Genomic DNA, 14,436 nt, shown 5'->3' on the forward strand with positions numbered 1-14,436 from the left:
TTTTTAAAAATAATATTAAAATTTGAAATTGAGTCTTGCAAATGCCTGCCTTCCTGAGAAACCCATCTGTACAGGATCGAAGATCCCTCCTGATTCGGTATTTCCATCAGAGACATGGTTGACTTGTAATGTAGGATATCTATTGAATACATTTTTGCTTCCGATCGTCAGATTAAGGCTTTTCGAAAACTCATATCCGAAGGAAATATCTGTTGTTACTTTTGGGTTATAGATCTGGTAATCATCAGCTCCGCCATAGCCGATAAGAGTAACCTTATCAAACCTTACTAACTGAAGGTTCGCATTGAACTTATTGATTTTATAATTTAAGTTGAGATTGATTTTTGTTTTGGGAGCTGAAGCCAAAATGAAAGCACGCTCTCTCGGACTTAAATAAATTTCTTCTTTTCCGGCTAGTCTTTCGGAAGTGTGTACATCCGTAATTTCCATTTCATTATAGTTTCCGGCTAAAGTAGCTGTTAATTTCCCGCTTCCTAAATTGTCGCTGTAGCTTAGAATAACGTCTACACCTTTAGTTCGGGTGTCTATGGCATTGGAAAAGAATTGTGCCTGATCTATATAAGGATAAGCATCCTGAACGTTTTGAGGCAAATCTGATCTTGAGAAATTACCCGTTAACACAATTCTGTCTTTAACTTTAATATAATATCCGTCAACAGTTGCTGTAAATTTCCCGGTGTTAAATGTGAATCCGGCACTTCCGTTCAAAGAGGTTTCTTGTTTTAATTCTGGAATCCCCGTATCCTTTGCAAGATTACTATCGTTGGATGCCAATTGAATGGTTACCAAATCGCCGCCCTGGAAATTGGTAAATTGAAGACTGTAATATTTCTGCGCAAGCGAAGGTGCTCTGAATCCGGTAGAAACGGATCCTCTGAATGCAAACTGAGGCGTGATGGCATATCGTGTTGCAAACTTACCATTGATAGTACTTCCGAAATCATTGTAATTTTCAAATCTTCCGGCAATGCTGATCATCCATTGCTTGGTAATATCCAATTCGGTGTCAATATAGGCGGCAAAATTGTTCCTGCTTTTATTAACTTCCTGGGAATATCCGGGAAACCCTTGTGATCCTCCTGGTCTTACATCTCCGCTTAGAGGATTAAGAACCAAAAGACTCTGATCTGTGTCTGCTGTTACAACATTTCCGTTAACATCATACATGGCATAAGAGGCTTCTTCCCCTTTGATGATATTGAATTTTTCATATCTGAACTCGGAACCGAAAGCAATATTCAGTCCTTCCAGTACACTGAATTCTTTTGAGGCGTTAAAACCTGTCGTATTTTGTAATAATGAATGCCCGCCTGCATCAAAACTTCTTGGAGAATTTACTCCTAAAGTTGCATTAATTGTATTTTCAATCTGATAAGTAAATCGGTTACTTCCGAAAGCATTGTAAAAATCAACATCCCAATCGGCCACTTTAAATTTCAATCCATTGTCAAAAGTAAAATCCGTTATACTGGTATCCTGAATGGGATTAAAGCCATTAGGATAAACTTCAGGAACGTTTCCGTCTGCATCCGCACTTCTTGTCCATGCATAAGCATCCGTATTTCTTTGTGAAAACCCGGGATGGGAATAAAACTTTAAATTATCTGATAAAGGAACTTCAATATTTCCAAAGAAATAAAAATTCTGGGATTTTGCATCACCAAAGCGTTGTCTTGGAGCATCATACTTTTCCGGATTGGCATTTCTTATGGCAAAATCTTTATTGACGAATTCTGCAGTGAAATTTCCGAATCCTCCATTAGATCCTATCTTTGTTCCATAATTTCCGCTGAAATCAAAAGTAATTCCGTCTACTTTCTTATCTGAAACAATGTCATTGTCTCCCGGACTTTTGAAAAGATTCATTCCATAGAAAGCGTTTCCTTCAAAACCACTGTTCCGGTCATTTAAAACGACATTGATTACTCCTGCTATCGCGTCAGAACCATATTGTGCAGAAGCTCCGTCACGAAGAACTTCAATTCTTTTTATGGCACCGATAGGAATGGTATTCATATCAGAACCTGTATTTCCTCTTCCTTTGGTTCCGAAAAGATTGATTAGGGAAGATTGATGGTATCTTTTACCATTCAGTAAAAGCAATGTCTGATCCGGGCCCAATCCTCTTAATGTTGCCGGATCCACTGCATCCGCTCCGTCTGAACCCGATTGTTTATTAGAATTGAATGAGGGGGCTGAAAACTGAAGAAGCTGATTAACCTCTACCTGTCCGGTGGACTGACTGACCTGCTTAATATCAATCACATCAATAGGAACCGGAGTATTGACCACTGTTCTCTTTTTATTTCGGCTTCCGGTAATGGATACTTCGTCCAATTGAGATACTTTTGAAACCGTATCTTTCACTTCCTGTGAATATAGCATAGAAGCTGTACCCAGAAAAAAGGCGGCAATACATCTGTTTTTCATACCCGTTTGTATGTTTTCGGATTATTAATTATATCAAATGTATTAAATTTTGTTTTTAAATCAGTAAAAAAAATCACACTTCTTTGATAAAAAGTGTGAAATTTATATGTTTTGAATACGAATTGGAAAAATTTTAATATTTAATTCCGTTGTTTAGAATTTTTTAAACAGGAAATATTAAAAACTATTAATGATTCTGTTCAAGCCTTCTTTTAAGAGCTCCTGAGACGTCGAGAAGCATATTCTGACATGTCCTTCAGCTCCTTTTCCAAACCATCTTTCCGAACCGGGTACGATCGCTACTTTTCCTTCTTTCAATACATGCTGTGCAAAAGCATCGCTGGATAATCCATTCTGTATTTTCGGAAAAATGACAAAAGTAGCTTCAGGAAGGTTGGGTGCTAAAATCCCCGAATTAGCAAGCATGCTGTAAGCAAGATCGCGGTTATGCTGCAAATGAGTCAGAAAATCTTTAAACCAGGGCTTTGCCCTGTCAATGGCTACACTTGCCGCAATCTGGGATAAGGTGGAAACTCCTTCTATTGTTGAATTAAAATTGGATTTTTCCGTAAAATCATCCAATAGTTCCTGGTCATTGCATAAAACAGCCCCGATTCTTAATCCTGCAATTCCGAAAGATTTGGAAAAGCCGAAAACGGTGAAGCTTTTTCTTTTTGCTTCTTCAGAAACGGAAGAATAAGTATGGAGTTCAATATTATCATATACGATATCGCTCCATATTTCATCGCTCATCACCCACAAATCATGTGCTGCTGCAATTTCAGAGATCTTTGTTAAAATTTCTTTGGAATATACTCTTCCTACCGGATTGTGCGGATTGCAGATGCTGATAAGCTTGGTTTTAGGGGAAATGAGCGATACTAACATTTCGAAATCAATATCTCCAGTTTTAGAATCTACGGGGCAAAGTTTAATAGTTCCGCCAACTGCATCAACGGTCTTTTTGAAAAGAAAGTCAACAGGATCGAAAATAATGGCTTCATCTCCCGGCTGCAAAACGTATTTGGCAATTAAGAACATGCCTTGGGCAGCACTGTTTACGGCCAGTACATTATCTTGTGTAAATGTACCTTTCTTTTCAGAATTAAAATGCTCCGCAACACTTTTCTTAAACTCTGGAATCCCTGAAAAGGGGCCATAACTTAAATATCCGTCTTTGATGTATTCTATAATTCCCTTTTCTATTTCTTCAGACATTCTGAAGTCCGGATCTGCGGCTGTAAGAGGAATAATTCCATCTTCCAATGTTGCCCATCTTCCGTTATATGCTTTTCTTTTAAGGGCTTCGAAATTAATATCAGTATTTGTAAACATTTTTATTTATAAGAAATTGGTAAAGTATTTTTGGGCTGCTGGTCCAGGGGTAATAGGAATTGATCTAGTAAAGTTCTTCCATTTTTAATATGGGTTTCAATTTCAGGTTTTCTTTCGTTTTCATATTTGATGAAGGCATTCCGGATATTTTCTTCTTCCATCAAAAGATTCGTTAAAATATAGGAGTCTTTTAATGCGGAAGTAACACCCTGGCTGGTAAAAGGAATTAAAGGGTGTGCAGAATCGCCGATAAAAACCACATTGTTATGATGAAAAGGATTGAGCTTTTCAAGCTCATAAACTCTCCAAATATGAGCATTCTCGTAGCTTGATCCTTCTATGATGGAAGATACCAGCGGGTTCCAGTTTCCAAAGTGATCCAGCATGAATTGTCTGATGCAATCCGGTGTATAATCTTCATTGATGAAGAAACGGGTAATATCAAACTGGCAGTACCATAATATTTTTGTGGGGGATAATTTTAGAACCCCAAAGGTTAGTCCGCCGTCTTCGTGATGAAACTTCAAAAAATTACTTTCGATCTGGCCGGCAAGTTCTTCGTTTTCAATAATGTTAACTACTTCGTTTTCAAGCACCGCCTTCATAATTTCATCTTCGAATATGTTTCTTCTGATCCTGCTTCGCGAACCGTCAGAAGCTACAATAACATCGGCATCCAAAACAGAACGGTCATCAAATTCAATTTCTGCTTTGCCTTGCGAAAATCCCTGAAGATTAAGTGTTTTCTCGTATGTAATCTTATCTGCGGGAATATTCTTAGCTAAAATCTCTATCAAAGAACTTCTCGAAACCACAAAAACATCTTCAAGCTCTTTTTCTGAAATAATTTCTCCGGTATGATTGTAGTGGATATATTTTTTAAGAAAGCTCCCTCTTTCATAAAGCTCATTGATATCGATAATTTGAGAAAGATATTCAATACCCTCTTTAGGAAGAATAAAGCCGTGTCCTTTCAGATCATCTTTTTTTCTTCTTTCATAGAGATGGTAATCAATATTGTTCTTTTCCAGATAATTCGCCATGCTGAGTCCTGAAACTCCTGCACCGATTATTGCAACTTTATTCATCTTTAGTATGGAGGTTCTTATTTATTATGGTTATTCGAGATCCAAAGATCTCCGTTTTTTACTTTTTTACGAGCTATTTTATCATCATTCGTGAGATTTTGTAAAACTTCGAGTGCCTTTTCAAAAGAAATGTTAGAAAGTACAGCAAACTCCTGGGTAGTAAGAGTCGGATAAACGTCAAATAGCTTTTCCCATTCTGTAGAGTAGGTCTTTTTCTTTACTTCAGGATTAATTTTTTTAACTCTGTGCTCAAAATCTGCATAAGGCTTTGAACCATACAGAACATCAAGCATTTCATCATCCTTCACAAAGATCAGAGTAGGGAATCCTCTTACGCCTATTTGCCTCCCCAGGTCAAGGTCTTTTTTGAACTCAAGCTGAGCTGTAGATTCATAATCCTGTTTCCATTGATCTACATCTAATTTTGCCAAAGAAGCTGCTTTTTCAAGATGTTCGCTTTTGGTAATATTCAATTTGTCAAGGAAAACCATTTCACGGATAATTCTCAGAAATGTAACCGCTTTTTCTTTATCCTGCATTTGTGCAGCTTTAAAAGCAATAGAAGGAGGATAAGACGAATTAAGAGGATCTTCCATCCAGACACCGCCATCAATAGGCATTTTGTAATATGGGCTCACTTCTTCCCAATGATGAGCAACATCACTGGGTTTGCTGATTCCTCCGGAATTGTAAATATCCCAGGAAGGAAGCAATCCGCCCATACGGTAGTCAATATCTATATAGTCGCCATATTCAAGCTTTAGTTTTCTTAGCTGAGGTTCTATTCCCCAGCAAGAGGAACAAATAGGATCTGTGAAATATATGATGTGAATTTTATCAGCACTTAGGTCTTTTAATTGATCAGAAGACGTTTCCTGGGCAGGAGTTTCAAGAATTTCGCACACGCCTTTTTCATAATCGCAATTTAAAAGAGGATTCTTGTTCATTTTATTAGAATTATTGGGGTTGATTAAATTAAAAAATAAAGATAAGAATGTAATTAAGGTAATATCCAAAGTATAATGATTTTAAGTTAACATAATATTTTGAAAATATTAGATATACCGAATATTATAACGGCATGCATACAACTATTTATTCAGGAGCTTTGAATATATTATCATCCGAGTGGAATCCTGCTACGCCGCCGCTTACTGCAAATTTCATGGCGGAGGCGGCCGTCATCCCGACCACTGGTTTGATATTCTTTTCTTCGGTAATAATCACCCATCCGGAAATAGCATAGGAATGAGGCAGGTAAACCGCTACATAATTGTGTTTTTCAACGTCAGCCATTTCTTTTTGAGTCAAAAACCCAATCCTCCATATTTCGGGGTTTTCATTGGTTTTAACCCAGACAGGATCATTAAATTTCTTCTTATCTCCTACAAATGATGACATCACATCTTTGGTAGGAGTATAGATGTGTTTTACTCCCGGAGTTTTTTCCAGAAGACTGTCCATTGTATCGAAAAAGAACCGCCCGACCACAAATTTATTTCCTAAATATCCTAAAAGGGCGGTTATTAAGATAAGGGAAATAAAAACAAGTCCCGGAAGTTCTTTGGCAACAGAAGGAATAATATTATCAATAGAAGTAACAACATACCAAATGACAAAAACCGTAAGACCTATAGGGCCAATAATGACCAGCCCCTGAAAAAAATTTTTCAGGAAAAAATTGGCGATATTTTCAAAGGTCAGTTTCTTCAAGTTTTATCCGTGTATTGTTTGTTTATTTCCGTATGACTGGATGATTTGGGCTTCATATTCAAGCCATTCTTCCCAACGCTTATTTACCCTTTCAGGATCTCCCAACTGTCTTGCAAATCCGATAAAGGCAGTATAATGGTTGGCTTCTGAGATCATAAGTTCACGGTAGAAAGTTTTTAGCTCTTCGTCTTTGATATTCTCTGTAAGAACCTTAAACCTTTCGCAGCTTCTCGCTTCAATCATCGCGGCAAAAAGCATTTTGTCAACGATCAGATCTTCTCTGCTTCCCTGGATAACAAATTTGGCAAGCTCATTTACATAATCATCCTTTCTTGCTCTTCCAAAAGTATATCCCCTCTTTTTTATAATTTCATGCACCTGGTTGAAATGGTCCAGCTCTTCCTGCGCAATAGCAAGAAGTTCGGTGACGATTTCAGAATATTCAGGAAGCATTGTAATGAGAGTAATCGCATTAGTAGCTGCCTTCTGTTCGCACCAGGCGTGATCCGTCAAAATTTCTTCAATGTTTCCTTCAGCAATATTTGCCCACCTTGGATCGGTAGGAAGTTTCAACTTAAACATGTTGTAAATTTTCTGTAAATTTAAAATAAATTGTCATAAGTAAGAAGCAATATTAAGATTTGTGATCTGTAATGCTTTTTGAAATTTAATTGAATCCTTTAATAAGCTGGTATTTTTTTTGATATTAATATATTATATTAAAAAATTAAACAATGGAAACAATTGCACTTTTAAAAACTAAGGGTAATAAACTAATGGTTTATTTATTGACAGTATTCTTTTCTGCAATGGCATTTGCCCAGGAAAAAGTCGGAGAAGCACAAACCAGTGAAAATACGACATCTACAAAAACTACTACCACTACGGAATGGTATGCCAATCCTCTCTATCTTATTATAGGTGCGGCTGTACTTATTATTATTGTAGCTTTTTTAACAAGAGGAAGAAATAAAGAATAAAAAAACGGCTTTATAAAGCCGTTTTTTTTCGTAAATATTCCAAAACATTCCAGCCTAAGCTATCAACTTTCTTTAAGCCTTCTGCAATAATAAAGGCAAGGAGAACATTGGTGATATATATGAATATCATTAAAACCCACCATGGCATTTTTTCCTGAAGCGGGACAACTATAAAGTAAACCAGGGAAGAACTTATTCCTTGTGCAAAATAAAAAAATATGGCATTTTTTCCGATATGGGTGATCAGATTCTCCTTTGAAACTTTGAGCCTGTTGTATAAAACAAATAAAGTTACCAAAGAAAACAAGGTCCATATGATATAAGGGATCTTTGGTGGAAATTTATTTCTGTTGATCTTATAAAAAATGTCATTTCCATAGTACCAGAACATCCATATTATTGCTGCTGCAACTAATCCGTAAAGCAGAGGGATCACTTTGTCCGGAATTTTTTTACCACGCATTCGGTTGGCAATTAAAAATATGCCTAAATAAAAAGCTACATAGCCCACCTGCCCTGTGGGATAAAACCAAGGAAAAACATTGAAAATTAAAGTGAGGAGTAGACAAATGGCTATGAACCAATTGATATGCTTTGGGAAGAACTTCAAAATTAAAACTCCAAACACAGTCAGGATAAAATATACTTTTAAATACCAGAAACTGCCCATTACAACTGGGAAAGTATCTGCATTAGTGTATTGATGGAGATACCAATTACCCAGGTTTTGCCATTGGGGCTCTGTAGAAATATCTGTTGTGGTGTATTTAGAACCGAACGTTGAATAAAAATTCTGAAATGATTCCAAAGAGAAAAAGCTTAGCCCAAATACCTTGAAAAAATAATCCGCAAAAAACAAAAACGTTACAAAGATCATATAAGTGATCTGTAATTTCAATAATCTGTAAAATGTCTTTTCAATATCAGATCCTGATGTAATTCCGCTCAATGCATAAAATAAAGCGACGTCAAAAACCAAAGAGAAAACCCTTACCTCTGCCGGAATGTAGAATTGTCCCGACCAGAAAGCAGTATGGATGAATATAATGGATAATGTTGCTAATCCTTTAGCAAAGTCTATGTAGAGATCTCTGTTCATTATTTATATAAGATAATCAAAAGTAAATAAAGTTTATGAATAATATGAAAAAAGAGGTAAGCATATTGCTTACCTCTTTTTTGAAAATATGTTAATAATGAATGTTTATAGATTTTTAAACTCCTCTGCGGAGATTTCTCCGGTCTGGATTTTTCTCAGTTCTTCCATATATTGGCTCATGTATGTATCAATTTCAGGATTTCTTGTGTTTTTCCCCATTTTGTAAGTTCCATTAAGAACGCCTTGATAATAATAAAAGAAGTTGTAATCAAAATCAGAAGCGGAAAGGCTGTACTGGCCTAAAAGGAAACCTAAACGAACAGCTGATCTTCTTTGGGCAGGAGTTCCGTGATGTCCAGGGTCCGTTGTATAATAATCTCCGATACTTTGTGCAAACTCATATGCAGCTGCAATTTCGGAGAAATTGGTTTTGTTGTATCCGGCAGGTCTTCTCAGATAATAGCCGGCAAAACCATCTGCTTCAAGTTCATTAGGTCTTGCAGTAGATTCACTTACAGATGGGAGGTTGAAAATGTATTGCAACTGATGACCATACTCGTGAGCTAAAATCATTGCATTCACGATATCTCCGCCTTTGGATTTTGCATCATAATAGATAGCGTATCCATAATAAATTTTCCCGGTGGAATAAGAAATGGCATTGTAAGTAGAACCCGGATTGTTAGGATCGTCAACAAAACGTAAAGTGGGATTGCTTCTTCCCCAAAGACTGGCGATTTTTGTCATTTGCCCGGTCATGAAATTGGTGTCTGTTGTAGTTTTCAATGAAGTTTTTAAAACAGATGATGAGGTCCAATACTGATCTACATAGGCACAAATCTTTTCAAGATCTCCCGGTTGTTCAATTTTAGAGGTTTCCGTTTGGGATTCTGGCGAGACAGTGTCTTCCACCTGGTCGTCGTTACATGCTGTAAGTGAGAATACAGCCATAGCCCCTGCCAATAAGCAGAATTTAAAGTTGTTTTTCATATAATATTGGTTTGGTGAAAACGAAGTTATAAAATTATCTACTATGTATGAGCACTTTAGAATAAAAAATTATTCAAAACATAGTGAATTTTTTATTTATGAAAAAATATGGAATTGATTGTTAGTTAATTAGAAAATTATTATTATATTTGCACCTCGAAATAACTAAAAATTTATAAACAATGTTTGCAATTGTAGAAATAGCAGGGCTTCAATACAAAGTTGAGCAAGACCAGAAGTTGTTTGTAAACCGTTTAAAAGGAGAAAAAGGAGATTCAGTTTCTTTTGATAAAGTTCTTCTTACTGTAAACGGTACAATCACGGTAGGCGCCCCGGCTGTAAATGGTATTACTGTTAATGCTGAAATCTTAGATCACGTAAAAGCTGATAAAGTAATCGTTTTCAAAAAGAAAAGAAGAAAAGGTTACAAAGTGAAAAATGGTCACAGACAATCTTTAACTCAAATTCAAATCACTGGTATTACAGGTTTTGAAGGAGCTCCAAAGAAAGCTGCTAAAAAGGAAACAGCAAAAGCAGAAGCTAAAACTGAAGTTCTTTCAGACAGCGCAACAGTTAACTTCGGTGAAGATCACGAATTGAACTATCACTTGAAGAAGCACGGATTGTCTCAGTCTAAAGAAAACAGAGAAACTTTAATTACTTTAGGTAAAGCAGTTAAAGTTGAATTAGAAAAGACTGTTCTTACACACGAAGAAGTAGATGCTGCTATCGTAAAGAACATCGATACTTTTAAAGCACTTAATAAATAAAAATAATCCACTAATAAGATGGCACACAAGAAAGGAGTTGGTAGTTCCAAAAACGGTAGAGAATCTCACTCTAAAAGATTAGGTGTGAAGATTTTCGGAGGTCAAGAAGCTATTGCTGGAAATATTATTGTTAGACAAAGAGGTACTCAGCACCACCCAGGTTTAAACGTTGGGATCGGTAAAGACCACACTTTGTTTGCGTTAGTAGACGGTAAAGTAGTTTTCAGAAAAAAAGCAAACAACAGATCTTTCGTATCTGTAGAACCAAACGCATAATCAGCGTTTCATAAAATAAAAAGCTCCAACATTTGTTGGAGCTTTTTTTATTGAAAAAAATCATAAATATTCATTACGAAGTGAAATATTTTTTATATTTGTTTACCATCAAATAAATTGCGGGAGCCCAAAAGCATATAGAGTAGGCACAAATTAAAACAAAGTATTATGAAAAATCTAAAGAAACTTAACAAGAAAGAATTGAAGTCAATTGGCGGATCAGGTTCTTGCCCTCCATTGGCAAGCTGGTGTGCAGAATGGTGTACCTGGACTGAATGGCAAAAACAACATTGCTTAAATGCAGTTATAGATACTCCGTGTAACTGTTAATTATAAATAACTATTCATTGATAAACAAACAGTAGAATTTGTTTCATATCGGGCCTCAACAATTTGTTGGGGCTCGATTGTTTTATGCATGAAATACTATTTCTGATCATTAGCCGTTTAAATAATATAACATGATTGTAAATACTGTAGAAGCTTTCTAGGAAGCTCTTAGAACAATAAAAGGAGGGGTTAAATGTAAGAATATATCTTGCGACTGGTATTGTGGTTTGACGGCGGAAATTGCCGGTTGTCTTTTTCCACAAAACAGGAGTACCCAATTGCGGAGGATGTAGCAATATTTAAATGGTAAATAAAGAGAGCTCCCTGATAAGGAGCTCTTTTTCTTAAAATCCAAACTGGAAACCTGCTTTGATGCCGAATTTGGAAATATCCGGTCTGTCGAGATAATTTCCACGCCAGTTAAAGTCTACCCTGAAAATCCTTAGATTTCCAAAGCCTATATTTTCAATTCCGAAACCATATTCATAATAGATGTGCTCACTAGGGGCAGAATATTTGAATCCTTCTACGTTGATTTTCTTTGATTCATCGCTTAATGTTCCGTAAGCACCTCTGATGAAGGCAACCTCTCTTAATTTCAGTTTTTTAATCAAAGGAATAAAAGAAAGAATCTTACCGTTAAAATGATGCTCCAGGTGAAGGGTGGTATAAGTGTCTGCTACAAATTCATAATAATTCAGTTGAGCAAAAGTATTTGTGGCCAAGCTGTACGACTGGTTTCCGGGAATTACATTTTGTAATGCCAAAGGAACGGTGTTGAAGTTTTTACCGGCTTCAAAATTAATTAAAGTTTTACCCCAGCTTCCAATCAATACAGGCTTGTAGAACATAAACTGCAATTTATTATAATTAAAGTCAGCATTAAATAATCCTTCAATACCTCTTGTATACTTTAAAACAATGGTAGGAGCCAGCGTGCCGTGTTCGTATCTGTCAATTCCGGTTTGAGAGAATTTCGCTCCAGGTCTTGCGATTAAGCTGATGGTCACGTGGGAATCATTCACTGTTTTTCTTAAATCGTTATTTTTATAGTACATTAAATTAAAACCTGCAGGATTAGCCGATTTTATACTTTGCATCGTTCCGTCTACTCTGATCTGGAAGTTTTTCCAAGGCTCTATAGCAGCAAAAACATTAGTTTGATTCACAGAGCTCAATGAAGCGTTTTCCCCTCTGGCAAACACCGTAGACGAAGCAAATGAACGGGCCATGATGCCATCATCATTGGTAAGCTGCACTCCTAACTGCATAACGTCTCTTCTTGTTCCTGCGCCAATCATGAATCTGTTCACTCTGTTGAACATATACCTTGCTTCAACTCCATATTTAAACTGCTGATCTTTAAAACCGTACGCCGTGTAAAACTGAACTCTCCATGGATCGTTACGGGTGAAATACGTTCTGGCTCCTAATCTTATCCTGTCTCCTTCTACTTCATTTACACCATATATGGAAAAAATAGGGCCGAGGTCTATACCTTTTGTGATATTGTAATATCCTGAGCCAAGCGTTTCATACAGCTTTACTATTCTGTTGAATTTCGGGGTTTGCTGAAGTTTGTCCAGCATATCATAAACTCCCTGCTCGGTTTTAGAGAGGGAATCAGGTCTTGCCTTTAACCAGTAAGCGTCATCTTTTTCCACAAATTTGTCATCATATTCTTCCTCTTTCCTGATGAATACAGAAGCTTCAATAGGTTTGTTGAACTCGTATTCCGAATAGTCCACAGTTCTTTTGGCAACAATGCTTTTTGAGGTTTTCTTTTTGGAGAAAGGAGTCATTTCGATCTCGGTAATGAACTTTTTCGGTAAGAACGTATTCTCATCAGGATTATCATATTCGAGCTCTGTAGAAATAGCGTTAATAAAATTGACGTTGATTTTCTGTGTGGATTTCAAGGTAGCGCCTAAAACGGCATAATTATCTGTATCTATGTATAAATATCCCTGAAAGGCCAGAACTTCCGTCCTTCTGGGTTGATATTTTATTTTATAGGCGTTTTCCCCACGAACTGATATGGTGTCGATCAGATTATAGTCATAGGTGCTGAATCCATCGGTTCCAACCGGGCTTGGAAATCCAATATCAAAATAATTTAAAATATTGTCGTAAATATTAATATCCCGATACAGGTTTTTAGCGGTTAATGTAACCACCTGGTTGTCTTGGAATCCGGAAGTTTTTTGTGCTACTAAAAGCTTTTTTGTCTTTTTTCCCGGCTTATTTTCACCATAATTTTCGTAGACGGCTTCATTCAGGAAAATAGGGAGTGCCATTTTACCTCTTGCTGTTGAGTCTGCATAATCAAAAATAAAGTCTAGCTTATTAAAGATCTTTTTCTTCATAAATGCACTGTCCAGATTATTGGCATCAAACTGGATTTTTTCATATTCCTTATAAGTATAGGTGTCGAATTTGTCTAAGCCGTTATTTCTTTTTCTTTTCCATACTTCCTGCATGATCGCATAGGCAGGATTTTCCTTCTTATTCTTGTATTTGGGCCTTTCGTTGTGAATTACAACTTCATCAATGTTGCTTACTTTTGCCTGTGAAAGCTGTACGACCAGATTATTGGCGTTTTCGGGAGTAATATCCACGCTTTCCAGCGCATAGTTCTTTCTTATAAATTTCAATTTATAAATAATGGTATCGGACTGTACATTAAAGCTTCCGGCTGTAGTCGTTACATAAGGTTTATTGCTGTCATTGATAAAAATATCTACACCGCTGATTTCCTTATTGGTCATTTCATCCACAATTTTACCGGTTGCTGTATTTTGGGCACGGATAAGACCAGAGAGAACTATTAAAAAAAGTAAATAGTAGTATTTAGAATTATTATTTAACATCATTCGTTTCTTCAAGCATTTAGCATAAACAAAAAGTGTGCACTTATTTAAAATTATTAATAAAAATTTAATGACTTTATCATTTGAGTATAAAACTGCAAATGTAATGATTTAACGCGATGTATTTTATTATATTATAAATCAAATAATTAATAAGGGATAACGAAATAAAGCAGGATGAATATTTAACAAAAAAGAGTTACAAATTTTGTAACTCTTTTTCTGCTCCTCCTGCTGGGCTCGAACCAGCGACCCTCTGATTAACAGTCAGATGCTCTAACCAACTGAGCTAAGGAGGAATTTTCCCTTGTTTTAGTGCTGCAAATATAGAACGAAAAATATATATCAAGCAAATTTTATTGTCAAATTATAACAAAAAATGATCTCGAAATGGATTAAATAAAAAAAAGACTTACAGAAATGTAAGTCTTTTTTTTGCTCCTCCTGCTGGGCTCGAACCAGCGACCCTCTGATTAACAGTCAGATGCTCTAACCAACTGAGCTAAGGAGGAATGTCCTTTGTTTTAAGTGGTG

General features: G+C 36.2%; 13 protein-coding genes and 2 tRNA genes. 4 read left to right on the top strand and 11 right to left on the bottom strand.

Annotated features, from left to right (window positions below):
• Positions 1 to 15 precede the first annotated feature (15 nt).
• The 6 genes from BCF58_RS15425 to miaE form a co-directional block, all read right to left on the bottom strand.
• Positions 16 to 2,451 carry a TonB-dependent receptor plug domain-containing protein gene (locus BCF58_RS15425; protein WP_121462693.1) on the bottom strand — a complete coding sequence of 812 codons (2,436 nt, stop codon included), beginning with the start codon at positions 2,449 to 2,451 and terminating at the stop codon, positions 16 to 18.
• Between the two features lie 177 nt (positions 2,452 to 2,628).
• Positions 2,629 to 3,786: a pyridoxal phosphate-dependent aminotransferase gene (locus BCF58_RS15430; RefSeq protein ID WP_121462694.1), complete on the bottom strand. Its 1,158-nt coding sequence runs from the start codon at positions 3,784 to 3,786 to the stop codon at positions 2,629 to 2,631.
• A gap of 2 nt (positions 3,787 to 3,788) precedes the next feature.
• A complete protein-coding gene (locus BCF58_RS15435; protein WP_121462695.1) occupies positions 3,789 to 4,874 on the bottom strand; it encodes an FAD-dependent oxidoreductase in 1,086 nt (361 codons plus the stop codon).
• Between the two features lie 17 nt (positions 4,875 to 4,891).
• The gene (locus tag BCF58_RS15440; protein ID WP_121462922.1) at positions 4,892 to 5,821 is read right to left on the bottom strand and encodes a DsbA family protein; all 930 of its coding nucleotides are present in this window, start codon (positions 5,819 to 5,821) and stop codon (positions 4,892 to 4,894) included.
• Between the two features lie 148 nt (positions 5,822 to 5,969).
• A complete protein-coding gene (locus BCF58_RS15445) occupies positions 5,970 to 6,587 on the bottom strand; it encodes a DUF502 domain-containing protein (protein WP_121462696.1) in 618 nt (205 codons plus the stop codon).
• A gap of 3 nt (positions 6,588 to 6,590) precedes the next feature.
• Positions 6,591 to 7,169 (bottom strand): tRNA-(ms[2]io[6]A)-hydroxylase, encoded by a 579-nt coding sequence (gene miaE / locus BCF58_RS15450; RefSeq protein ID WP_121462697.1) that lies wholly within the window; start codon positions 7,167 to 7,169, stop codon positions 6,591 to 6,593.
• Positions 7,170 to 7,321: 152 nt separating this feature from the next.
• On the opposite strand from miaE, the gene BCF58_RS15455 reads away from it, so the two are divergent.
• Complete coding sequence (locus BCF58_RS15455) at positions 7,322 to 7,567, top strand: hypothetical protein (RefSeq protein ID WP_121462698.1); 246 nt, start codon at positions 7,322 to 7,324, stop codon at positions 7,565 to 7,567.
• A 10-nt stretch (positions 7,568 to 7,577) separates the two neighbouring features.
• Here BCF58_RS15455 and BCF58_RS15460 read toward each other — a convergent pair whose 3' ends face one another.
• Both BCF58_RS15460 and BCF58_RS15465 read right to left on the bottom strand, forming a co-directional pair.
• Positions 7,578 to 8,666: an acyltransferase family protein gene (locus BCF58_RS15460; protein ID WP_121462699.1), complete on the bottom strand. Its 1,089-nt coding sequence runs from the start codon at positions 8,664 to 8,666 to the stop codon at positions 7,578 to 7,580.
• Positions 8,667 to 8,771: 105 nt separating this feature from the next.
• The gene (locus BCF58_RS15465) at positions 8,772 to 9,656 is read right to left on the bottom strand and encodes a neutral zinc metallopeptidase (protein WP_121462700.1); all 885 of its coding nucleotides are present in this window, start codon (positions 9,654 to 9,656) and stop codon (positions 8,772 to 8,774) included.
• Between the two features lie 182 nt (positions 9,657 to 9,838).
• Here BCF58_RS15465 and rplU point away from each other — a divergent pair, with 182 nt between their 5' ends.
• From rplU to BCF58_RS17495, 3 genes are all read left to right on the top strand, one after another.
• Positions 9,839 to 10,426, top strand: coding sequence for a 50S ribosomal protein L21 (rplU, locus tag BCF58_RS15470; RefSeq protein ID WP_121462701.1), 588 nt, complete (start codon positions 9,839 to 9,841; stop codon positions 10,424 to 10,426).
• A gap of 18 nt (positions 10,427 to 10,444) precedes the next feature.
• The gene (gene rpmA, locus BCF58_RS15475; RefSeq protein WP_121462702.1) at positions 10,445 to 10,702 is read left to right on the top strand and encodes a 50S ribosomal protein L27; all 258 of its coding nucleotides are present in this window, start codon (positions 10,445 to 10,447) and stop codon (positions 10,700 to 10,702) included.
• 168 nt (positions 10,703 to 10,870) lie between these two features.
• Positions 10,871 to 11,032 carry a bacteriocin-like protein gene (locus BCF58_RS17495; protein WP_170149038.1) on the top strand — a complete coding sequence of 54 codons (162 nt, stop codon included), beginning with the start codon at positions 10,871 to 10,873 and terminating at the stop codon, positions 11,030 to 11,032.
• Between the two features lie 344 nt (positions 11,033 to 11,376).
• Here the strand turns inward: BCF58_RS17495 and BCF58_RS15480 are convergent, their stop codons facing one another.
• The 3 genes from BCF58_RS15480 to BCF58_RS15490 form a co-directional block, all read right to left on the bottom strand.
• On the bottom strand, positions 11,377 to 13,905 hold the full coding sequence (locus BCF58_RS15480) for a DUF5686 family protein (RefSeq protein WP_228434820.1): 2,529 nt from the start codon (positions 13,903 to 13,905) through the stop codon (positions 11,377 to 11,379).
• Positions 13,906 to 14,127: 222 nt separating this feature from the next.
• Positions 14,128 to 14,201 (bottom strand) — tRNA-Asn (locus BCF58_RS15485).
• A 139-nt stretch (positions 14,202 to 14,340) separates the two neighbouring features.
• Positions 14,341 to 14,414, bottom strand: a tRNA-Asn gene (locus tag BCF58_RS15490).
• Between the last annotated feature and the right edge of the window lie 22 nt (positions 14,415 to 14,436).

Origin of the sequence: Chryseobacterium defluvii, from assembly GCF_003634775.1 — a bacterium.
GTDB lineage: Bacteria > Bacteroidota > Bacteroidia > Flavobacteriales > Weeksellaceae > Chryseobacterium > Chryseobacterium defluvii.